The following is a 22,137-nucleotide window of genomic DNA, read 5'->3' as shown; positions in this document are numbered from 1 at the left end:
GTTTTGGCTATTCCGCAGTTTCGCAAAAGCTATTTTTTAAAAGCTCCAATAGGCTTGGTCAATTCAATCGCTGGTGTCACCGTCTTGGCGCGGGAGATTTCCGCACTACCTCTGCTACGCCGGGAAAGGGTTTCGCCACGCATCCAGTTCTTCAAGCCGTCCGTACCACGATTGGATATGCCGAAACTTAGCGAGTGGAATTCCAGCAGCGGTCGCAAAAGGAAGTGCAGCGGCCAATGCGAAATCTGCCACAGTCAGTGTCTCCCCGACCGCGACGCTGTTGCTGGCCAAATGGTCGTCGAGCACGCGAGCATGGAGTCGAAAGTTCGTCTTCGCATCGTCGATCACGCCGACGTCAGGCTTCCCGCCGAACAACGGCTTGATCAAGGTTTCAAACCACAGCGTTGCCCCGTGCCGGGTGAAATGACTGGCATCCCAACTCAACCAGCGCAGCACGTCGATCTGCCGGTGGTCATGCGGCCAGAAATCCGATGCAACGCTGTCAGACAGCCTGCACATGATGGCATTCGCTTCCCATAAGGTTCCGGCGTGATCCTGCAACACCGGGACTTTCCCGTTCGGGTTAAGCGCCAGGAATTCTGCGGTGCGCTGTTCTCCGCTTGCCAGGTCAATCCTGACGAACTCGACGTCGGCTTTAAGAAAACGTGCGGCGGCGCAGGCCTTCCGAGGATTGAGCGTCTCGCAATAGTAAAGCTTCATTGGCGCCTTACGCATGATCCGGTCCTTCGGATTCAGTCCCCAGAAAAACGCCCAATCGCTCGAGGCTTTGCGACCAACCGGCTTCATGACCCTCAAGTGACGACGCGCTTTCAAATCCACTCTGCCGAAACGTCATTTCCGTGCCTCCGCCGCTTTCCCTCAGCGTGATGGTGACGACCGTTTCCGGGCTGTTTTCGCCGGTTCCGCTCTCCCAGGCATGTGTGAAGACAAGCCTGTGTGGCGGCTCGACCTCCAGATATTTTCCGCCAACCCAGTGCTTTTCTCCGTCTGGCGCGATCAGGCAGGCGCGGTGTCTACCGCCGGGCCAGACTTCAAGCCGGTCGCCCACCGCCTTGAAGCCGTGAGGACCACTCCATTGCGCCAACGCTTCCGGGTCGGTCCATGCCCTGAAAACGAGATCGCATGGGGCATCGAACCTTCGCACAAGAACTAGGTCGCGGGTGTTGTCAGTGTCGGTCTCTGGATTTGTCATTTTCGTATCCTTGTACCTTGGACAGATAGTCATCGAGGCGATCAAAGCTTTGATCCCAGAAGCGTCTGTAATCGGCGATCCAATCAGCAATTGTCTTCAACGCGTCCGGCTCAAGGACGCGCGGACGCGAATTCGCTTCACGGCCAGAGCGGATCAATCCGGCCTGTTCCAGGACCTTGAGATGCTTCGATATGGCGGGCTGAGACAACTTGAAGGGATCAGCGAGTTCGGCCACGGTCGCCTTGCCGTGAGCAAGCCGTCCAAGAATTGCCCTCCTTGTGGGGTCGGAGAGTGCGGAGAAAATCGCATCGAGCCTGTCGTCCATATATCACCATGTAGCTATATAACCATAGGGCTATATTGGATGTAACGAAATGTCAAAGGCAATTTTCCGGAAGATTGGCAATGGCGGAAAAGAAACGCACCCGTTGGCAAAAGCGGCGGTCCCGAGTCTGCAGATCCCGCAGCCGGCAAAACCCGGCCGAATGTGGTGCCAGCTTCCCTTGGGCACGGAACTTCGGCGCCAGTTGGATCTAGCCTCACGTATATGCACAGCATATGAGGGGATGACGCGCCGTGGACCGGATCGGATGACCTTCGCCAATCGGCGCGCATGCCCGGAAATCTGATTTGCGGCATCAGCGGCAAGGTGAACGGCCGGTCTTTAAGTGCCCGGCGCGGAACCTTTGGGCGCTCTGGACATTGCTGCCCATGCAGCACCTGCGTGGGTCGCCTGCAGTCGTTTAAACCATGGGAGGATTCATCATGATGAGCGGTCCATTGAAGGCGCTTCTCGCCGTTCTTGCCGTTGCCGGCTATCAGAACAGAGACAAGATCGGTGAACTCTTGCGCGGTATCCAGAACCCGCAGCAGGGCGGCGCCGGAGCCCAGCAGCCGGGCGGGCTTGGCGGCATCCTCGGCGGATTGGCCGGCTCGGGCGGTGGTTTGGGCGGTCTTGGCGGACTTCTCGGCGGCCTGAGCTCGGGCGGCATCGTCAGCGGCGGTCTCGGCGATCTCCTCAAGACTTTCCAGCAGAACGGCCACGGCGACAAGATCGACTCGTGGGTCAAGCCCGGCCAGAATGCCGACATCGATGACGGCCAGCTCGCCGAGGCCCTCGGCCCGGATGTCCTGAACGAAATCGCCCAAAATACCGGCCTTTCGCATGAAGAGATTCTCGGCCGCCTGAGCCGCGAACTCCCCAAGGCCGTCGACGACCTGACCCCGGAAGGAAAACTGCCGACCGCCGAAGACGACTTCTTGTCTTCGGCGAGCAATTCGACCACATCGGCGCGGCCGAGCAGCATTTAGTCTTGGGATAAGCGCACTATCATTTCGCCATACGGCGCTGAATTTGCGCAGAGTTCGCCCCACGCTCAGTCTTCCTCGGGCTTGACCCGAGGATCCACGCCGGCCCCCATCAGCAGCCGGCATGGATTCCAGGCTCAAGGCCTGGAATGACGGAGGTTGGGGCGCGCTGATGCCACACCCGCCGCCGGCGGATGGCAGGATCGTGTCGAATCGGATCGCGAGTCGATCTTTAGTTCGAGAGATATTTTCGAAGGAATGCGTAAACGCTGCGGATGGATTTTGAGGCGGCGTCCGGATCGTATTTTTCGATATGCCCGAACACCCGCCGTCCCACCGGGAACTCCGGGGCATCGAAATCGTGATAAACACCCTTGTAGATATTGAGCTCGATCGGCGGACTGTCGTCACTCAGATTGGCAAGCCTCTTCCGGCATGGTTCCGTCGGGCTCCAATTGTCGCGTTCACCACTCAAAATCAGGATCGGCACTGTCGCATCGCCCTGACTGGCTGCGCAGACCGGATAGTAGGCGACCGCCGCCCTGAATTTGTGATCCATCAGCTGTTCGTTGCCTTCGATTTTCGTTCCCTCCAGCGTCGCGGTGCCGCCCGCCGAAAAGCCCATCAGCGCGACGCGCCTGGTATCGACAAAGCCCGATTTCGTTAAGAAATCCAAAGCGCCATAGGCATCGAAGACCTGGTCGGGGAGAGCGCTTTGACAGGTATCCTGGATGTTGCGGGTGGTGAAGCTGTCGACGACCAGCACGACGTAACCCCAAGCGACCAGCCGTTTCGGCCAAAGGTCTTTGACGCTCAACCGCAAGCCATCGCAGCCATGCATGACGACAATGGCCGGGAAGGGGCCTTGACTCTGGGGGCGGGACAGATATCCGAGCAACGGCGTGCCTTGCGGTTGGGAGATAATCTCTCCTTGTTCGCCAGCCTTGCGTATCCGGAACGGGCTCAGCTTGACGGGCACGCTTTCGAACCGCACCAATTCGTCGGCATCGGCCTGGTTTTCGGCAAGCGGGATGCCGAGACAAGCGACAAGGCAAAGAAAAAGCCGCGCGGTTTTCACTGACGCCTCCACCGTTTGACCGAAAGGCTGCCAATTGTACGCCGGAGCTGGAGGTTGGCAAAGCGGGTGGGGCATTCTGCTAGCCGCTCACCCCTTGCTCCGTCATCCTCGGGCTTGACCCGAGGATCCACTTCGGCCTCCATCAGCAGCGGGCATGGATCCTCGGCTCAAGGCCGAGGAGGACGGAGAGTGGGGTAGCGTTTCGCCAACTTCGCAGCCGGGCGCGGCAAGCCTGCCGCCAACTGGGTCCGGGAGAGGGCTGACCCCGATCACCCTTGAAAGGCCTTGATCACCCCCCGATAGCTCAGTTATGACTACCGTAAATCCAAGCTGCGAAATTTGAATCCCGAGGTGAGGTTGACCAAATCGGCGTCGGCCTGCGGTCGACTGCGGTTTCGCCAAGGTTTGCAAGTTGGCCACTATCAGGAGCGGGATGGATCCTCGGCTCAAGGCCTGGGATGACGGAGGGCGGGGCCATTGTTTCGCCAAATCCACCAGCGCAGCAATGGGTGACATTCTGGCGTGCGCTCCAAATTGACAAAACCCACATCAGCCCTTGATCACCCCCCGGCGGATCATTTATCACTACCGTAAATCCAAGCTGCGAAAATTGAATCCAAAGGCATGCCGATGATCAAGTCGGTATCGCTCTTCGATTGCATGCATTCGCCCAGCCTCCCCGGCCAGTGTCATCGAACGCCACCGCGGGTTTGGCGCAGAGCCGACCCCTTTCTCCGTCCTCCTCGGGCTTGACCCGAGGATCCACGTTGGCCTCCGCCAGACGTGGGCATGGATCCCAGGCTCGAGGCCTGGGATGTCGGAGGGTGGAGGGAGGTTTTCGCCAAACCTATCGGAGCTAAGCGCGCCCTTGCGGCAGCGTCGGCATGGACACCCACCTCTTCAAAGGAGAACCACAATGGACGCTTCGATTGCTCCGGCCTCGCGGGCAGCAGCGGTGACGCCGAATGATAGTGCGATCGTCGGGGCGCGTGCGCTTTATATCGGCACGGCCGGTGATGTGGCGATTGCGCCGCGGCGGGATGTGGATCCGGTGGTCTTCAAGAGCGTGCCGGCCGGGACGATCCTGCCGGTGCATGCGGCCATCGTGGCGCTGACCGGGACCACGGCGTCCAACATCATCGCGCTGTTCTGAGCTTTCAGAAACAGACCTATGGGCAGACCGACCAAGTTCACCCAGGCGCTGGCCGAGAAGATCTGCGAGCGCATTGCCGACCGGGAAAGCCTGCGGTCGATCTGCCGGGATGAGGATATGCCGGCGAAATCGACGGTGCTCTCCTGGCTCGCCGATGACGGCAAGGCGGGGTTTCGGGCGCGCTATGCGCTGGCGCGCGAGATCCTCGCCGACGGTTTCGTCGACGAGCTGGTCGAGATTGCCGACGACCGCAGCAATGACTGGATCGAGAAGAAGAATGCCGCCGGCGATACCACTGGCTGGCAGGAGAATGGCGAGGCGATCCGGCGTTCGCAGCTGCGCATCGCCACCCGCCAATGGGTTGCCGAGAAGCTGAAGCCGAAGAAATACGGCTCGAAGGCCGAGCCCGAACAGGGCGTGACCGGCGAAGTCTCGCAATTGCTGGAAGATATCAATGGCAAAACCCGCGGACTTCCAAACGGCGGTTGATCAGTTTTCCGACTGGCGCTGGCGGCTGAACAATCTCTACTGGATCACCGACAAAGCGGGCCGGCGCGTCAGGTTCGAGATGAACTGGACGCAGATGACGTTTTTCGAAGAGATGCATTATCTCAACGTGCTGCTGAAGGCCCGCCAGCTCGGTCTGACCACCTTCATCCAGATCTTCATGCTTGATGCCTGCGTCTTCAACCGGGATATCCGCGCCGGCACCATCGCCCATACGCTCGGCGACGTGCAGACGATTTCCGGGACAAGGTCAAATATCCCTATGACAATCTGCCGGAGGGTATCCGCAACGCCGTGCCCGTCGTCAGGGGCAACCAGGCCGAACTGCTGCTCGCCAACAATTCGAGCATCCGCGTCGGCACGTCGCTGCGCTCGGGGACGCTGCAATATCTGCACATCTCCGAATATGGCAAACTGTGCGCCAAATATCCCGACAAGGCGCGGGAGGTGCGCACCGGCGCTTTGAATACGGTGCAGGCCGGCCAGCTGGTGTTCATCGAAAGCACGGCGGAAGGCCAGGAAGGGCATTTCTATACGCTCTGCGAGGATGCCAAGGTCAAGCAGCGGCAAGTCGCCAAGCTCACCGAACTGGACTTCAAGTTCCATTTCTTCCCGTGGTGGAAGGAGCCGCAATATGCGATCGCGCCTCACGGCGTCATCGTCAGCGATGCTTTCGCCAAATATTTCCGCCAGCTTGAAGAGCAGGGCATCACCCTGACCGACGGGCAGAGGGCCTGGTACGTCAAGAAGGCCGAAACCCAGCTCGGCGACATGAAGCGCGAATATCCCTCGACGCCGGCCGAGGCTTTCGAGGCGAGCGTCGAAGGTGCTTATTATGCCGACCAGATGGCGGTGGCCGACGCCGAAGAGCGTATCGGGGTTTTCCCGCATGTGGACGGTTATCCGGTTCACACCATTTCCGACATCGGCATGGACGATGCCAACAGCGTCTGGCTGTTTCAGGTGCTGCCCGGCCGGGTCAGGATGATCGGCTATTTCGAGCATACCGGCAGCGGCATGGACGGCATGCTCGACGAGCTGGAGCGGCGCGCCAACGAACACGGTTATATCTACGGCGTCCACAATATGCCGCATGACATCAAGGTGCGGGAGTGGACGCGCGGCGGCATGACCCGCATCGAGGTCATGCTGAAAGAGGTGAGGGCGCGTGGTCTCGGCACGGTCCGCAAGGTCGAGCGCGCCTATGTGCATGACCGCATCAACGCCACCCGGCGCATGCTGGCCAGGATCGAGTTCGACCAGGCTGGCTGCATCGAGGGCATCAAATGCCTGCGCAATTACCGCAAGGACTGGGACGAGGATCTGAGCGTCTTTCGCGACGAGCCGCTGCACAATTGGGCATCACACGGTGCCGATGCTTTCGGCGGGCTGGCGATCATCTTCACCGGACTGGCGCCCGAACCGCTGAAGCCAGAGCGTAAGCCGCTGCCGACATTCCAGACGATGACATTCAACGATTTTGCCGATTCCACTCCGACCCAAAGCGAGCGTGTTTGATGGAAGACGAAATAACGGCTTCAGAGGGCGGGCAGCGCTGGGATCCGGCCAAGGTCGGTGCCCATTGGCAGCAGGAGCTCGAGCGCGCGCAGCGCTATTTCAAATCCTGGCACGACCGCTGCGTCAAGATCGAGAAGATCTATCTCGACCAGCAATCCGACCAGACGAGTGCGGCCAAGCGCCGCTTTCCGATGCTCTGGGCCAATACCTCGGTGCTTCAGCCGGCCGTCTATGCCCGTGTGCCGCAACCGGTCGTCGAGCGCCGCTTCAAGGATGCCCAGCCGGTGGCGCGCATCGCTTCGGAGCTGGTCGAGCGCAATCTCGCCTATACCGGCGATGAGGCCGATATCGATTCGATCATGCGGGCGGTGCGCGACGATTTCCTGCTCTGCGCCCGCGGCACGGTGTGGCTGCGTTATGAGGCCGATTTCGAGCCGCTCGATATGGGCGTCCAGCCCTCGGACCCGGCGGCAGCCCAAAATCGACCCGAGAGTTTGCCCGCTGAGATCGGCGGTGCTCAGTCGGAAGCGATCAGCGACGAGCGTGTGTGCATCGATTATGTCCACTGGTCGGACTTCCTGCATTCGCCGGCGCGCCGCTGGAAGGATGTGACCTGGGTGGCGCGGCGCGTTCCCATGACCGACGAGGAAATGGAGAAGCGCTTCGGCGCTGAGGCTATGGCATCGCGGGCGGCGGAAGGCACGGCCGGCAATAGGGGTGCCAGCCAGGCCGAGCGCCTGGAGAATGAAGGCAAGACCCATGTCTGGGAGATCTGGTGCAAGAGCGAGAATTATACCGTCTGGATCGCCGACGGCTCGCCGGTGGCATTGGAAGTCTCCGAGCCGCCGCTCGACCTGACGCATTTCTGGCCGTGCCCGCGCCCGGCCTATGGCACGATGTCGACGAGCTCGCTGATCCCGGTTCCCGACTATGTCTACTACCAGCAGCAATGCGATGAGATCGATCTCTTGACCAAACGCATCAACAAGCTGACCGATCAGCTGCGGCTAAAGGTGTTTTATCCCTCCGGCGACGGCGCGATTTCGCCGGCGATCGAGAAGGCGATGCGGCCTGAGAACGACATGGTCATGGTGCCGATCCCGGAATGGGCGGCGTTTACCGACAAGGGCGGCTCGAAAGCCATCGTGACATTGCCGATCGACGAGGTGCAGAAAGTCCTGATTGCCTGCATGTCGGCCCGCAAGCAACTGATCGAGGATGTCTATCAGATCACCGGCATTTCCGACATCGTCCGCGGCGACACCCAGGCGTCGGAGACCGCGACGGCACAGCGCATCAAGAGCCAGTGGGGCTCGATCCGCATCCGCGACCGCCAGGCCGAGCTGGCCCGCTTTGCCCGCGACATCATCCGCCTTGCCGGCGAAATCATCTGCGACCAGTTCCAGCCGGAAACGCTGATGCTTGTCAGCGGCATCCGGCTTCCCAGCATGGCCGAGAAACAGCAGGTGCAAATGCAGATGCAGCAGATGCAGATGGCGGCACACCAGGCGGCCATGCGGGCAGAGCAGACCGGCCAGCCGGCGCCGCCGCCGCCCGAAATGCCGCCGCAGCTGCAGCAGATGATGCAGCAGCCGACCATCGACGAGGTGGTGCAGCTCTTGCGCAATGACAGCATTCGCGGCTTCCAGATAGAGATCGAAACGGATTCGACCATCGAGCCCGACGAGGATGCCGAAAAGCAGCGCCGCATGGAATTCGTCCAGATGGTCGGCGGCTTCATGCAGCAGGCCGGCGCCATGGCGCAGCAGAGCCCGATGCTGGTGCCGGTAATGGTCGAAACGCTGCTCTTTGCCGCCCGCGGCTTCCGCGCCGGCCGCCAGCTCGAAAGCACGCTGGAGCAGGTGGGAGCCCAGCTCTCCCAGGCTGCAGCCGCGCCAAAACCGGAACCGCAGCCTTCGCCCGGCGAGATGCTGAAGCTGAAGACGGCGGAGGTGAAGGCCGGCGCCGAACAGCGCAGAGCCGAACTCAGTGTCGCAGAGGCCGAGATCGAGCATCGCGCCACGGTGGAACAGGCGCGCGGCCAGATGGCGGCGCAGGCGATTGACCAGATGCGCGCCGCGCAGCCCCCCTATCAATAGGCCTCGGGAGCAACAGCATGAGAGAACGCTATTGCCGCGTCTGCGGCGGCTGGCACCAGCTCGATCAATGGCCGCACGATTGTCTGCCGGCGCAAAATCCGGCGGAGTCGGATCTGCCGGCACCGCGTTTCGTCAGCGACAGCATCGATATCCGCTCAATGCATGACGGACGGCATTACACCTCGAAGGCCAGGCTGCGCTCGGCCTACCGGGCAGCCGGGGTGATCGAGATCGGCAATGAAAAGCCGCAGCCGATCGAGAAGCCGAAGACGGATCGAACGGCGATCCGCAACGAACTGCGGCGCGTGCACGCCGAATACAACGCCTAATGCATGTCGCCCGGAAGTGTGTAGCGGTTCCGGGATAACGACATGCATAAAAGCTCTAACGGGCATCAATCCCCGACATAGGAAATTTCCCAATGGATATGGAAGACCTGAACGAGGCCGGCAACGGCAGCGAAGATTTTGGTGCGTTCGACGACAAGCCATTGAGCGATAGGCCCGTCAGCATCCGCGACAGCCTGAAAGCGGCGATCGACACCGTCGACGCCAATGGACCGGGCGATATATCAGGCCAGCCGCGCGACGGCGAAAACGGCCGCTTCCTGGCCAAGGGGCAGGAACAGGCCGCCGCCACCGCGCGGGCAGGGCAGGCGCCTGCGGCAAATGCCGCGCTCGCCCAGCAGGCGTTGCAGAGCCGCGGCCAGGGCAGCGAACAGCCGGCAGCCATCGGCAACCGGGTTCCGCCCGGCTGGTCGGCGGAAGCCAAGGCGCAGTTCACAAGCCTTCCCCACGAAGTGCAGGCGGCGATCGCCAAGCGCGAACAGGAGGTCGATAACGGCTTCCGCGTCCTGCAGGATTACAAGGGGCTCGAGGAATTCACCCCGATCGTCCGCCAGGCCGGCATGACCCATGCCGATGTCATGCGCCGGGCGATCGATTGGGAGAAGGCGCTCATCCACGATCCCGTCAATACCGTCGTTCACGTCGCCAGAATGGCCGGGGTCAACCTTCACGCCCTGGTCAACGGTCAGACGGGAGAGATCCTGCAGCGCAATTCGCAGCAGGCCCGATCACAACCGCAGCCTCGATCTTTCAATGTCGAGGCGACGGTCGAACATGTTTTGCGGAAAAGAGACACCGAAACTCAAGTCGATGCCTTCCTTTCCGATCCGGCAAACGCGCACGCCGAAGACGTTCTCGACGACATGATCGCCCTCGTCAACGCAGGGCGGGCAACGTCGCTCCAGGACGCCTACGACGCCGCATGCTGGATGCGCCCGGACATTCGCCAGCAGTTGATCAGCCAGACTGCGCCGGCGCCCGTCCACCAACAACAAGCCCAGAGGGCAGCAGCGGCAGATCAAGCCCGCCGCGCCTCGCGATCCATCTCTGGTTCTTCCGCACCGGGCCCGACCCGCGATGCGGCAAGAGGCCAGCCCACCTCCATCCGAGACTCGCTGCGCGACGCCATGCGTTTTTCGCGCGGCCAAGTCTGATCAAAGGCCAATTCTGAGCAAAGGAATGATCGATGCCCATTTCGCCCAACCTCTCTGAAATCGTCACCACGACGCTGCGCAACCGCAGCGGCACGGTCGCCGACGACGTGACGAAGAACAACGGTCTTCTCACCCGCCTCAACAGCCGCGGCCGCAAGAAGCCGATCTCCGGCGGCCGGACCATCGTCCAGGAACTGCAATATCAAGAGAATAGTACCTTCAAGCGCTATTCCGGCTACGATATCCTCAACGTCCAGCCCTCCGACGTCATCACCGCTGCCGAATACGACCTGAAGCAGGCCGCGGTCGCCGTCTCCATGTCGGGCCTCGAACAGCTGCAGAACTCCGGCGAGGATGCGATCCTCGATCTGCTCGAGCAGCGCATCGAGAATGCCGAAACCACTTTGAAAAACAACATCGCGCTCGACTGCTATTCCGACGGCACGGCCGATGGCGGCCGGCAGATCGGCGGCCTGCAGCTGCTGATCTCGACCTCGCCGACTTCGGGCACCGTCGGCGGCATTTCGCGCGCCACCTGGGGTTTCTGGCGTAACCAGAAATTCTCGGCCTCGGCCGATGGTGGTGCCGCCGCCACCAATGCCAACATCCAGAGCTATATGAACCGGCTCTATATGTCCTGCGTGCGCGGCTCCGACGCGCCCGACCTCGTCGTCGCCGACAACAACTTCTTCCGCCTCTACTGGGAATCGCTGCAGGCGATCCAGCGCATCACCTCGGCCGACAAGGGCATGGCCGGCTTCCAGTCGCTGCAATACATGGGCGCCGACGTGATCTTCGACGGCGGCTTCGGCGGCGGTGCGCCGCTCAATCAGATGTTCTTCCTGAACACCAAGTACCTGTTCTACCGCCCGCACCGCGACCGCGACATGGCGCCGATCGGCGATGAGCGCATGAACACCAACCAGGATGCCTTCGTCCAGCTGATGGGCTTTGCCGGCAACCTCACCATGAACAACGCCTTCCTGCAGGGCGTGTTGTTCGCCTGATCGTCCACGAAAGGAACAAAGCAAATGTCGGTCGCAACAATCCAGTCCGATCGTCTTGGCGCGAACCCGTTCGTCGTCGAAGGCCCGATCGTTTCCGGCTCCGGTATTCCCGGGCCGAACTTCTCCCTCGGCGCGATCGCCGGCGGGGACCGTGAATCCGAATGGGTCTATTGCCAGCTGGTGCTGGCCTCGCAGACCACCCTTTAGCCCGGCCAGTGGTTCCAGTGGACCCGGGATTATGTCGCTTCGCTGCTGACCACGGCGGCGGCCGTCGTCGGCCAGCGCTGCGGCGTCTTTTCCGGGGCCGCCCAGCCGCCGACGCTGACCGGTGGTCCGGTCGGCGCCATCACCCTTGCCGCCGGCACCTATTACCTCTGGCTGCAGCGCAACGGCCAGGCGCCGTCGCAGGTGGCGACCGCAACGGCGGCCCTCGTCGTTGCCGAAACCACCGCCACCGCAGGCCAGGCAAGCGCCCCGGCCTCGGCCACGGCCACCACCAAGGCCATCGCCAACGTCAACTTTGCCGCCGCCAACCAGACGTTCACGGCGACGACGGTCAACGGCTCCAACCTGCTGGGGGGTATTGCCGGTCTGAATGCCGGCTCCGGTCCGTTCATCGGTGCGGCGGTTGCCGGGACCGGCATATCAGGCGGCACGACGATTTCGGGCATCACCTACAGCCCGAACGGCGTCGTCCAGAGCATCACGCTCTCGGCCAATGCAACGGCCAACGGCACAGGCATCACCATCACCGCGACGGGCGTGCTCGAAGCGACGCTGATGCGGCCATATCTGTCGAAGGTGAACTAAGCCGTCGATCTTTCTATGTTTGGCGTGCCCCTCATCCGGCTGCCGCCACCTTCTCCCCGCGCGCGAGGCGAAGGGGATATGCCGCTCCCTCGGCGTCCCTCGCCAACGTCTGGCGGGGCACGTCCCCTCTCCCCGCGAGCGGGGAGAGGGTTAGGGTGAGGGGCAGCCACCGGCACGACATCACAGCGGCGCTCCGGCGCCCGCATCTCCCCGCCATCAACAGCGAGACCAGCAAATGCCCGACAACACCGGAATCTATGCCTCTTTCAGCCTCGAACCGGTCGAACAGACCTTTCTGACCGAGAAGGAAGGCCGGCCGATCTTTGCCGATAAGGAATTCGTCCGCATCTTCATCGCCGGCGACAAGCATACCGAGGTCTACCGCGAGGTGACCGACAACGACAAACAGCGCTTTTCCGACGCCTACAAGCGGTTCAAGGAAGGCGCCGAGGCCCGTGAGCAGCTGACCGGCACGCCGCTGACGCAATGGCCTTATCTCAAGCCCAGTCAGATCAAGGAAATGGAGGCGGTCAACATCTACACCGTCGAGCAGCTCGCCGCCCTTTCCGACACCGCCAAGCAGAAGATCGGCATGGGCGCCAACGAGCTTACCGCCGCCGCCCGGGCCTATCTCGCCACCGCCGAAAACTCCAGCGCGGCGTCGGCCTTTGCCGCCGAAAACGAGCGGCTGAAGGATGAGGTGACGCGTCTGCAGGCGCAGATGAAGGAGATGGCCTCCCGCTTTGAGGCGCTCGAAAACGACGCCCAGGGCAGCAAGGCCCGCAGCCGCCCCGCCGCCTGAACCGCTGGTCCGAACCGGAGATCCCGCGCATGTCGCTCTTGACCATCATTCAGAACGTCTGCGCGGAAATCGACCTCGATCCGCCGACGGCCGTCATGTCCTCGGCGGATCCGCAGATCATGCAGCTGCGCATCCTCTCCACCCGCGCCGGCCGCGACCTGGTGCGCGAGCATGACTGGTCGGCGCTGATGGTGCGGCGGCAGTTCGTTACCACGGGTGCAAATCCGGAGCCGGCCGAGCCGCCCGATGACTGGAACCGCTTCGCCGCCAATGCCAGGATCTGGAATGCCTCGCGCCTCTGGCAGCTCAACGGCCCCGTCGAGCCGCAGACCTGGCAGCGCCAGACGATCCTCAATTCCAGCCCGGTGCCGCAGATCTGGCGCATGGCCGGCGGCAAGCTCGACATCTACCCGAACGCTCCAGGCGAGACGATGGAATATGCCTATATCTCCGGCTTCTGGGTGGCGGTGAATGGCGGCGCGACCACTGCGGCGAATTGGGCAAACGACACCGATACCGCCCGTTTTCCCGAAGACTTGCTCGAACTCTCGCTGATCTGGCGCTGGAAGCGGGCCAAGGGCCTCGATTACGGCGAGGAGATCGCCAGTTTCGAGCGATCCAAGGAAGCCGCCATCGGCGCCGACCGGGCCGCAAGCCCTATCGACCTCTCGCTGCCGGCGAGGGGCCAGGCGCCCGAGAATTATTGGCCCGGCACGATCACGGGGGCAAATCCATGACCCGCAGACCTGTCCCCGCAAACGGCCGAACCCGCCGCGTTTCGCCGAGCAAAGACTGGATCGCGCCGATCGGCGGCTGGCGAACCGATGTCGAGATGGCGGATATGCCTGAAGATGCGGCGTTTCAGCTCGACAATTTCTTTCCCGAGGCCAACCGCGTCCGCGCCCGCTACGGTTTCCTCGCCTTCTCAAGCGGCCTTGGCGCCGATGTGCAGACGGTGATCCCCTATTCCGGCGTCAGCAACAGGCTGTTTGCCGCCGCCGGCGACAAGATCTTCGACGTGACGGTGGGGCGGGGCTGCCGGTGCGCCCGTCGTCTCCGGCATGGCCAGCGCCCATTGGTCGGTGCAGCAATATACCAACCCGGCCGGCCAGGAATTCCTGCGCCTCGTCAATGGCCTGGACACACCGCTGCTCTTCAACGGCACCTCCTGGACCAATAATTTTCTGGTGGGCACCGCAGCGCTCGCCACCCAGAACGTTGCCGTCCGCAACACGCCCTACACGCTGAGCTTCTTCGGCACCGGCTCGGTTACGCTGTCGGGCGCCTTTTCCGGCACGCTGACCGGCACCGGCGTCAACAACCGGGTGTCGCTCACCTTCACGCCGGCGGCCGGCACGCTTGTCGTCACCGTGACGGGAACGGTCACCAATGCGCAGCTTGAAAAGGGCGCGGTCGCCACGCCTTACGTCGCCTCGACGATGATCACCGGCATACCGGACGCCTCGCTGCTGATCGCCGTCACCGCCTATCGCTCGCGCCTGTGGTTCATCGAGAAGAATTCGACCAATGTCTGGTATCTCGCCACCGACGCCGTCAGCGGTGCGGCCACGGTGCTGCCGGTCGGCGGCAACATGAAATATGGCGGTACGCTGGTTGCGATCAACGTCTGGACCATTCCGGTTTCCACCGGCCTGCAGCAATGCCTGGTGCTGATCTCCTCGGAAGGCGAGGTGATTGTCTTCCAGGGCTCTGATCCCTCGAGCGTTTCGAACTGGGGCCTGATCGGCACCTTCAAGCTCGGCCGGCCGCTCGGCAGCGATCGATGCCTGCTTTCGGTCGGCGCGGATCTCGCGATCATGACCACCGACGGCATCGTGCCGATCACCAAGGCGGTGCAGCTCGACCGCGGCGCCACCAGCCTCGGGGCGATTACCGCCAGGATCGGCCCGACCTGGCGCGAGACGGTGGCGGCGACCGGCACGACATCGCAGGAATGGCAGCTTTCGAGCTTCCCGGCCAGGCAGATGGCGATCGTCAACCTGCCGTCCTCCTTCGGCCCCTATCAATATGTCATGAACACCGAAACCGGCGCCTGGTGCCGCTTCGTCGGCATGCCGGCCTCCTGCTGGGCGACCTGGCAAGACCGGCTGTTCTTCGGCGCCGGCGACGGCACCGTCTATGAGGCCGAGGTCGGCGCCAACGACAATGGCGTGGCGATCGACGCGCTGATGGTCGGCGCGTGGAGCCGCTATGGCGACGGGCTCTCGACCAAGCTCTCGAAGCTGATCGGAGTGACGGCGCAGATCGGCGTTTCCTCGCTGATGTATGGCGGGATCTCGGTGGATTACCAGACCAAGATACCGACGGCGCTGCTGTCGTCGGTCGAAAACAATGCAGCGGCGAAATGGGGAACGGCGGTCTGGGGCGTGTCGAAATTCCCCGGCGTGTCGCTGGTGCGCAAATTCGCCTCCGCCGGTGGCGCCGGTTCGGCCTTGGCGCCGACGATCCGCGCGCTGATCTCCGGCTCCTCCGGCTCCGTCTCCGAGGCGGCCGTCGTCGGCGGTTCGGTGCTTTATGAAAAAGGCGCGCCGATTTGATCGTCTCCGAACCGCGCGGGGAAATCGCTGCCTGGGTCGGCGGCCGGATCGGCGTCGGCTTCCACCCGCCTTACACCACGCTCGCCCATGTCGACCGCGGCCGGATCATCGCCGGCTTCGTCTTCAACGTCTGGACCGCGCATGACGTCGAGATCTCGCTTGCCGCCGACCGGCTGACGCGGACGCTGATGCGATCGGTGTTTCGCTATGTCGTGCAACAGCTCGGCTGCCGCCGCGCAACCGCAAGGACACGAGCCGACAATATCGACGCCCAGACGATGCTCGCAAGACTCGGAGCGCGGCTGGAAGGCCGCCAGCAAGCCTATTTCGGCGACTGCGACGCGCTGCTTTACGCAATCATGAAGGAGGATTTTCCCTATGGTCTCCACGCCGAAGGCCCCCAAGGCGCCTGATCCGACCCAGACCGCGGCGGCCCAGACGGCCACCAACGTCGACACCGCCATCGCCAATGCCGGCTTGAGCCACACCAACCAGTACACGCCGGATGGTTCGCTGGAATACAAGGTCACCGGCAAGAGCACGATGACCGACCAGAACGGCAAGACGTATCAGCTGCCGGTCTATTCGGCCTATCAGAAGTACTCGCCCGAGAACCAGGCGATCTATGACCAGACGCAGCAGACGCAGCTCGGCCTTGCCAGGCTTGCCAATGATCAGACCGGCAAGGTCTCCGGCATACTCGGCACCAACGTCGATTTGAGCGCCGGCAATGTCGACAAATATGTCAACGATCACTGGCAATCCGGTTTCAACAACCAGTGGGATCGCGATCAGGCAAGCCTCGACCAGAGCCTAGCCGATAAGGGTCGCTGTTCGGTAGCCAGCGCAATGTTCCATGACAATGCCGGAGCCCTTTTGCTGTCAAGGGTCGCTAGAGCCCGCAATTTAGGCTCCACCTGTTGTTGTCGGCCTTTTCTGCCGAATGGACAGTGGCCATTCCTTCAATCCAAATTCCGATGAACGGCCTTCGCGTTCGGCCCTTGTGAAGGCCATTGCCATCGCAAACGTCCCACCGTGGCGCACGCCGTGGCGATTCAATCCTTGCAAGAGTGGAGAAGCCGGGCGCGGCTCAGGTTCGCTCCGGCACCCGAAGACTGACGCAGACTTCCAAGCTGCTGCTCGGAAGCCTTGTCGAGCCCAATCACCACCCACAGGAGATCATAATGCCAGATAACAGAGCACCGGTTGTACCGCCGAGGAGAGTTGCCGAGCTCAGAAATGACCCTTATGCGGGGCAGTCCGGCGACCTCTCGGTTAACAATGCCTTACGCGCCTTCAGCCGCGGTACTGTCGTCGGTCCCTATCTCGACGAAATGGACGCTGGGACAGCTGCATTGCTGGCGCCCATTGCTGATCCACTGTTGCCCGATTTTTTGTTTCCGCCCCTGCCGGGCGAAACGTTTGGAGAGCGGTATGATAACGCACTCGCTAATCAGCGCGGGATGGATAGAGCCTTCGACGAACAGCATCCTTATGTCTCCGAAACGCTGCAGCGCGCCGGAGGTTTGGCCTCTGACCTGGCTTTTAAGTTGCCGTCAGGGAGGACGGCCGACATCGCGCGTGGTGCTTTTGAAGGTTTCGGGAATGGGGAAGGTGGTTTCAGCAACCGAGCCGAGCAGGCCATTCGTGGCGCTGGCGAAGAGGCTTTGAAAGGACTCGGTATGGGCGCTTTAAAAGGAAGCGGTATGATGCCGGCGAAAGCCGGTACCGAAGGTGGTCGTAGAGCCGCCGCGAAGGCTGCTCTTACACGCGCGCTTCTTAGAGTCCGCGGTCGAAACGGCGGCGGTGGTGGTGGTGGTGGTGGCTGGTAACCTACCCCGCATATCTTTCCACAAAATACTCTGGGTTGCTCAACCCGTACAAAATACGGCCGCCCATACGCCCGCCTTCGCTACACACACCACAATGGCCTCGCAATCGCGGGGCCTTTTCCTTTCGGAGCAAGGTAAATGCCCAGAAACCCATCAACCGGCGTCTATTCCAAACCCGCCGGCACGACACCCTCCGTCGGCCAGGTCATCGACCCGGCGCCATGGAACGCGCTGACCACCGACCTCGGCAACGAAATCACCAATTCGCTGCCGCGCGACGGCTCGGCGCCGATGATCGCACCGCTCAAGGCCGCGAGCGGAACCGTGTCCGCACCGGGCGTCGGCTTCGCCTCGACCCCGCAGACCGGCCTCTATCTGAAAGGCGGCGGTCTGCTCGGCTTTGCCCAGAACGGCGTCGACGTCGCGTTCGATCAGGATCTGGTCTATGCGGCCAAGTCAGGCGATTACACCGCGCTCGCATCCGACGACAACGCCGTCCATCGCTTTACCGCGGCAGCGACGCTCACCCTGACCGCAGCGGCAACGCTCGGCGCCAACTGGCACTATTGCATTATCGCCGATGGCGGGGATCTGACGATTGATCCGAATGGGGCAGAGACGATCGACGGGGCGGCAACCCTTGTCCTCAAGGATGGCTATAGCGTCGAAATCATCTGTTCCGGTGCCGCCTTCTTCACCAACAAGCTTTTCGCCAGGATCCAGAGCAAGGCCGACAGCTCCGCTGTCGGTGATTTCATTGTCGGGCTCACCATTTCCAATAATGCCGGCAGCCCGAACACCCATGTCGATTTTGCCGCAGGATCTGCCAGGACGGGGGCAAGCTTCGTTTCCAGCGCAGCGCCATGGACGAAGCGGGTGACGGGAACATTTGCCGCTGGAACCGGCGCCGGCGGCCTTGACGCTGGCGCCGTTGCGGCGAACGCGACCTACTTTGCATATGCCTTGCGCGAGGACGCAGACCTGTCTTTTGACGTGGTTCTTTCGACTTCCTCAACGATCGGCGGGATCACCACGACGCTGCTCACCGGCTATACCATCGTCAAATGCATCGGTGTGGTGCTGACGGACGCAAGCTCGCTTATTCGAGCATTCGTAATGTATCCGAGGGATGAATATACCTTCGTTTCGCCGGTCAAGGATGCTGTGAATCTCGCGGTTTCCACTAATTCGGCGCTATTGGCGCTGACAGTCCCAAATGGGGTGAAGGTCAAGGCGAAGCTTCGCTTTGAGTTCACATCATCGGCGACAACCAACGCAACTCTGCTGTCTGACCCAGCGCAGGGCACACTGACTGCCGGTGTCGGCGCTGACGGTGCAAACGTTGGTACAAGCCAAGTCGCCAGCGGCTTCGCAGTCGGTTCGCAGGATATTTGGACCAACACAAGCAAACAGATTCGCCAGATAACCGGCGGCTCGACGGGGAACCTTTGGGTTTGGACCGATGGCTTTTATTTCCCTTGTGGGAGGTATGCGTAACGCCGTTTGTTCCCGGTTGAGCGATCGTTCAATGGACGCCGTGTTCGAGCTTCTGGCGGGGATATACGCACGCGATCTCTGGCAATAAACGACGTCGTGAGCTAATGACCTCCCGACTCGGAGGAAATCATGGCGACTGATAAAGCATCGTACCGGAATCGCGGAGGAATTCTTCAGCGTCTCGTTACGGCCTACAAGCGATTTCGCTACTTCAGTCGCGCCGGCTCGAACCTGGTTGTCAAGCGCAGCGCTGAGTTCCGCATGGTGAAGCAAGCAGTTCTTGAGGTCGGCAGCAACGTCACGATCCAAGACTATTCCTTCTTTCAACTCACGATGCCTGAGCCGAAGGTGTTTATTGGAAACAACACCGTCATCGGCCGCCGGAACATCATCACTGCCAAGAACCGCATATCTATAGGGAATGACGTGTTGATCGGTTCAGACGTTCAGATCATAGATCACGGACATGGCATGCGGCGCGATACACCCATCAGGCTTCAGAAGGCCGAAATCGGCTTTGTCGAAATTGGTGATGATGTCTGGATTGGGGCAGGTGCCAAAATATTGATGAACGTCACGATAGGGACCGGCGCCGTGATCGGAGCAAATTCCGTCGTCACGGCCGATGTTCCCGACTATGCAATCGCCGTGGGGTCACCGGCGAAAGTTGTCAAATACCGCGTTTAATCGGCGCTTGCTTGTGGGCAGCAGTATCGAGGGCGGCGTTTTGGCCCACGCGTTTCGGGGCGCCCTCGTTGCGCTGCAGCTGCGTGATATTCTGCGCCCACGAGTTCAGCGGCTATTCCTTCTCAGATTGCCGATAACGTCTGTTGATTTCGCTGCCTCACTCACCAAGCCGCAGATTGATAAACTTTTCTGCAGTGGCGGATTCCCCCGAAGAGCAAGTCCATCATTATTTCAAATGATTCTGCCAGGACAGGACGTGGCGACGCATTCATGATGCGCTCTATTGCCGGACCCGGCAGTTGGAAGACCGCGAAGAACAGCCATTATTTGCCATCATCGATAGCCAATCGGTGAAGACTGGCCCGGATGCCCGCCGCGATGTCGGCTACGATGCAGGCAAGAAGCTCAAGGGCCGCAAGCGGCACATTCTGGTCGATACGTTGGGCATGCTTCTCAAGGCAGACGTCCTCGGCGGGTATTCAAGATCGCGACGGGGCAGCCCTCGTTTTCGACAAACTCGCCGACCGCTTTGCGATGGCGGCTATCAGGGTCGGAAGGTCGAAGAAGCAAGCCCGAGGCTGATATCATGACAGGCTCATTCTTCTTGGAGGATCGTTTAGCTAATTTACGGAGAGCACGTCACATTCACCGGGGCGACTGGCAGTAGGGGCCATCAAAACTCAAGAGGTGCCTTGCCGTATAGTGTTCAGGATGTCTTATCTTGACGATAAAAGCACTCACCGCATAGGCCCACTTGCTTTGCACGTTGCGTTCGCGATTAACGATGTAGAGGCATCCTGGAACATCTAACGCCGCGTCTTCGACTTTCGACCAAGCTCCCAAGAACCGTTTAAAATTGCCAACAAATTCAGACCAACCGCCATATGCTGTCATGGAGTCATAATCCAAAATCAATGCATCTTGTTTCCCGGTCACTGCTTCATGCAGGCCGGCATATTCTCCCAATCCGGGCATTGTATCGAATGCGTTCAGACCAGATCTATCAAGGATAACGTAATTGCGGCTTTGCAGGGAAGGGGTGTTCCTGATGGTATCGGCAAAAGCCTCCTGGCGCAGGTGGTCGACGTAAAAAGTGGCGTAGACAAACCACCAATTCACAATGAACACTGCTATCAGGCCACCAAATGAGGCCATTTTCACCCGATGACGTATATTGGGGTTCTCTGCCGGAAAAACGGCGCAGATGATCTTTAAAAGACCCAGGGTAGAAAAGGCGGCGCCGAACGGAAGCAGCACTTGAAAGCGGGTCGCCATCCAAGGCGCATAAGAGGGTTCCTTCCCAACCAAGACATAGGCTGAGGCCCCCAGACCTAACAGCACGACGCCGATGCCTATCAAACCTTTTCCGTTGCGTTCGGCCTCCGTGCCGCTCCCCGCAGAATTTGGTCTGATCAAGTAAACAATGAGCGAGGCGGCCAAAAATATCGTCAGCGCGACCGGCTTTCCAATATATATGCCATCATACGGGAATAAATATAAAATTACGACTTTGATTTCCGATAGTATTGCGCCGAAATTTATGTCGATGACATTGTAGCTGGCGGCAAACATGCCGCTCTTTTTGAATAAAAAATGTTGTATTATGGCGTAAAGGAAGGGCAAAAGCACGATTGCAGCCGTTCTCTTTATGACATATTTGAATTTGTTTAAATGGTTTTTATAGTAGACATCTGTTGAATTATTGCCCTCCTTGTAAAACAGGAATGCAGCAATAAAAAGCACCAAAAGAAAGAACGATATAAGAGCGTTAAACTGAAAAGAAAAAAGAAATAACGCATAAGAATGGTATTCTGTATGAATATTTTTATTAATCACCGAAACTATAAAAAGATATAAGGCAAAAACAAATACCAGTAGAAAAAATAGTCCTGGATTGTTTATGGCCGCAATTCTGGCAAAGTAAACCGGCGAGGCTGCCGCGAGGAGAGACAGCGCCGTCGCGTCAGATTTTGAGAAATCGAAAGACTTCAGGATAAGATAGAATACATGAATGATGAGGTAGCCGAGCGCAAACGTTGAGAAAGCGTAAAACCACCAGCCGATTAATTGAACGGCATAATGATAATATCCGAGAAGTGGAAATCCGGCCTGAGTAAAAACAGAAACAAGCATTTCATTGCTTGCGCCAGAAAGGCTCCAGTCATCCCAATATCGTGCATCCGCTAAAAGGAAGATGGGAAGGTGGGCTCCCATGTAAACGAGAAATATCTGCAATTCAGCTCTTTTGAAAAGTCCTTTAATGTCGGGCATCTCTTGGCTTTCCTTGGGCAAGCGGGACGTCCATTTTCCTAGAAAATATGGATATCGCGTTGTGGGCTCTGGCGTTGTTTGTCTAGCCAACGTCAAGGTCGAATGAGCCATCGATCCAATGAGTGGGATCGGCGGACAGATGCAATAGCACCGAGTGTGATTCGGTTGCCGGACCTTGCACAGTTGATAAAAGGCCTCGGTTAAGCCAATATTTGCAAACCGAACGGTTCTCTTAATATAAATTTGCAAACCAAGCGGTTCTTTTAATGGAATAATGTATCGTCGCGAGCGTTGTG

At 60.2% G+C, this 22,137-nt stretch carries 19 protein-coding genes and 4 pseudogenes; 18 read left to right on the top strand and 5 right to left on the bottom strand.

What is annotated here, in order from left to right; genetic code table 11:
• Positions 1–114 precede the first annotated feature (114 nt).
• The 3 genes from GR197_RS14940 to GR197_RS14930 are packed head-to-tail and all read right to left on the bottom strand — an operon-like array spanning position 115 to position 1,538.
• Complete coding sequence (locus tag GR197_RS14940) at positions 115–735, bottom strand: glutathione S-transferase family protein (protein ID WP_204330213.1); 621 nt, start codon at positions 733–735, stop codon at positions 115–117.
• Positions 728–1,213: an SRPBCC family protein gene (locus GR197_RS14935; protein WP_164010798.1), complete on the bottom strand. Its 486-nt coding sequence runs from the start codon at positions 1,211–1,213 to the stop codon at positions 728–730. Before GR197_RS14935 ends, GR197_RS14940 begins: the two co-directional genes overlap by 8 nt.
• Positions 1,188–1,538: an ArsR/SmtB family transcription factor gene (locus GR197_RS14930; protein ID WP_164010797.1), complete on the bottom strand. Its 351-nt coding sequence runs from the start codon at positions 1,536–1,538 to the stop codon at positions 1,188–1,190. Before GR197_RS14930 ends, GR197_RS14935 begins: the two co-directional genes overlap by 26 nt.
• Before the next feature lie 440 nt (positions 1,539–1,978).
• On the opposite strand from GR197_RS14930, the gene GR197_RS14925 reads away from it, so the two are divergent.
• Positions 1,979–2,524 carry a YidB family protein gene (locus GR197_RS14925; RefSeq protein WP_164010796.1) on the top strand — a complete coding sequence of 182 codons (546 nt, stop codon included), beginning with the start codon at positions 1,979–1,981 and terminating at the stop codon, positions 2,522–2,524.
• 229 nt (positions 2,525–2,753) lie between these two features.
• On the opposite strand, the gene GR197_RS14920 is transcribed toward GR197_RS14925, so the two are convergent.
• Complete coding sequence (locus GR197_RS14920) at positions 2,754–3,599, bottom strand: dienelactone hydrolase family protein (protein ID WP_164010794.1); 846 nt, start codon at positions 3,597–3,599, stop codon at positions 2,754–2,756.
• 916 nt (positions 3,600–4,515) lie between these two features.
• Here GR197_RS14920 and GR197_RS14915 point away from each other — a divergent pair.
• From GR197_RS14915 to GR197_RS14835, 17 genes and pseudogenes are all read left to right on the top strand, one after another.
• Complete coding sequence (locus GR197_RS14915; protein ID WP_012556908.1) at positions 4,516–4,752, top strand: spike base protein, RCAP_Rcc01079 family; 237 nt, start codon at positions 4,516–4,518, stop codon at positions 4,750–4,752.
• An 18-nt stretch (positions 4,753–4,770) separates the two neighbouring features.
• Positions 4,771–5,241, top strand: a complete 471-nt coding sequence (locus tag GR197_RS14910) for a terminase small subunit protein (RefSeq protein WP_164010792.1) — start codon at positions 4,771–4,773, stop codon at positions 5,239–5,241.
• Positions 5,207–6,777: pseudogene (locus GR197_RS14905) on the top strand (terminase). Before GR197_RS14910 ends, GR197_RS14905 begins: the two are co-directional and overlap by 35 nt.
• The gene (locus tag GR197_RS14900) at positions 6,777–8,876 is read left to right on the top strand and encodes a hypothetical protein (RefSeq protein ID WP_164010790.1); all 2,100 of its coding nucleotides are present in this window, start codon (positions 6,777–6,779) and stop codon (positions 8,874–8,876) included. Before GR197_RS14905 ends, GR197_RS14900 begins: the two are co-directional and overlap by 1 nt.
• Positions 8,877–8,893: 17 nt before the next feature.
• Positions 8,894–9,205 carry a hypothetical protein gene (locus GR197_RS14895; RefSeq protein ID WP_164010788.1) on the top strand — a complete coding sequence of 104 codons (312 nt, stop codon included), beginning with the start codon at positions 8,894–8,896 and terminating at the stop codon, positions 9,203–9,205.
• A 92-nt stretch (positions 9,206–9,297) separates the two neighbouring features.
• On the top strand, positions 9,298–10,377 hold the full coding sequence (locus tag GR197_RS14890) for a hypothetical protein (protein WP_164010787.1): 1,080 nt from the start codon (positions 9,298–9,300) through the stop codon (positions 10,375–10,377).
• 32 nt (positions 10,378–10,409) lie between these two features.
• Entirely contained in the window at positions 10,410–11,384 is a 975-nt protein-coding gene (locus GR197_RS14885) for a phage major capsid protein (protein ID WP_003587937.1), read from the top strand.
• A gap of 24 nt (positions 11,385–11,408) precedes the next feature.
• Positions 11,409–12,194: pseudogene (locus tag GR197_RS14880) on the top strand (hypothetical protein).
• Positions 12,195–12,429: 235 nt separating this feature from the next.
• Positions 12,430–12,996: a hypothetical protein gene (locus tag GR197_RS14875; protein ID WP_164010785.1), complete on the top strand. Its 567-nt coding sequence runs from the start codon at positions 12,430–12,432 to the stop codon at positions 12,994–12,996.
• A gap of 29 nt (positions 12,997–13,025) precedes the next feature.
• Positions 13,026–13,733, top strand: coding sequence for a hypothetical protein (locus tag GR197_RS14870; RefSeq protein WP_164010783.1), 708 nt, complete (start codon positions 13,026–13,028; stop codon positions 13,731–13,733).
• Positions 13,730–15,554: pseudogene (locus GR197_RS14865) on the top strand (hypothetical protein). The gene GR197_RS14870 and the pseudogene GR197_RS14865 overlap by 4 nt, the downstream one beginning before the upstream one ends.
• Positions 15,551–15,967: a GNAT family N-acetyltransferase gene (locus GR197_RS14860; protein ID WP_164010781.1), complete on the top strand. Its 417-nt coding sequence runs from the start codon at positions 15,551–15,553 to the stop codon at positions 15,965–15,967. Before GR197_RS14865 ends, GR197_RS14860 begins: the two are co-directional and overlap by 4 nt.
• A pseudogene (locus GR197_RS14855) lies at positions 15,933–16,421 on the top strand (tail fiber domain-containing protein); the annotation flags it as partial. The gene GR197_RS14860 and the pseudogene GR197_RS14855, both read left to right, overlap by 35 nt.
• Before the next feature lie 317 nt (positions 16,422–16,738).
• Entirely contained in the window at positions 16,739–17,386 is a 648-nt protein-coding gene (locus tag GR197_RS14850) for a hypothetical protein (RefSeq protein ID WP_164010779.1), read from the top strand.
• A gap of 138 nt (positions 17,387–17,524) precedes the next feature.
• Entirely contained in the window at positions 17,525–18,883 is a 1,359-nt protein-coding gene (locus tag GR197_RS14845; protein WP_164010776.1) for a hypothetical protein, read from the top strand.
• Positions 18,884–19,012: 129 nt separating this feature from the next.
• Complete coding sequence (locus GR197_RS14840; protein WP_164010774.1) at positions 19,013–19,570, top strand: acyltransferase; 558 nt, start codon at positions 19,013–19,015, stop codon at positions 19,568–19,570.
• A gap of 299 nt (positions 19,571–19,869) precedes the next feature.
• Positions 19,870–20,160 carry a transposase gene (locus tag GR197_RS14835; protein ID WP_164010772.1) on the top strand — a complete coding sequence of 97 codons (291 nt, stop codon included), beginning with the start codon at positions 19,870–19,872 and terminating at the stop codon, positions 20,158–20,160.
• A 55-nt stretch (positions 20,161–20,215) separates the two neighbouring features.
• On the opposite strand, the gene GR197_RS14830 is transcribed toward GR197_RS14835, so the two are convergent.
• A complete protein-coding gene (locus GR197_RS14830; protein ID WP_164010770.1) occupies positions 20,216–21,841 on the bottom strand; it encodes a hypothetical protein in 1,626 nt (541 codons plus the stop codon).
• Positions 21,842–22,137 lie beyond the last annotated feature (296 nt).

This window comes from Rhizobium phaseoli (assembly GCF_010668805.1).
Taxonomy (GTDB): Bacteria; Pseudomonadota; Alphaproteobacteria; order Rhizobiales; family Rhizobiaceae; genus Rhizobium; species Rhizobium phaseoli_A.
The sequence above is the reverse complement of the archived record's forward strand: the minus strand, read 5'-3'. Positions and strand labels throughout refer to the sequence as shown.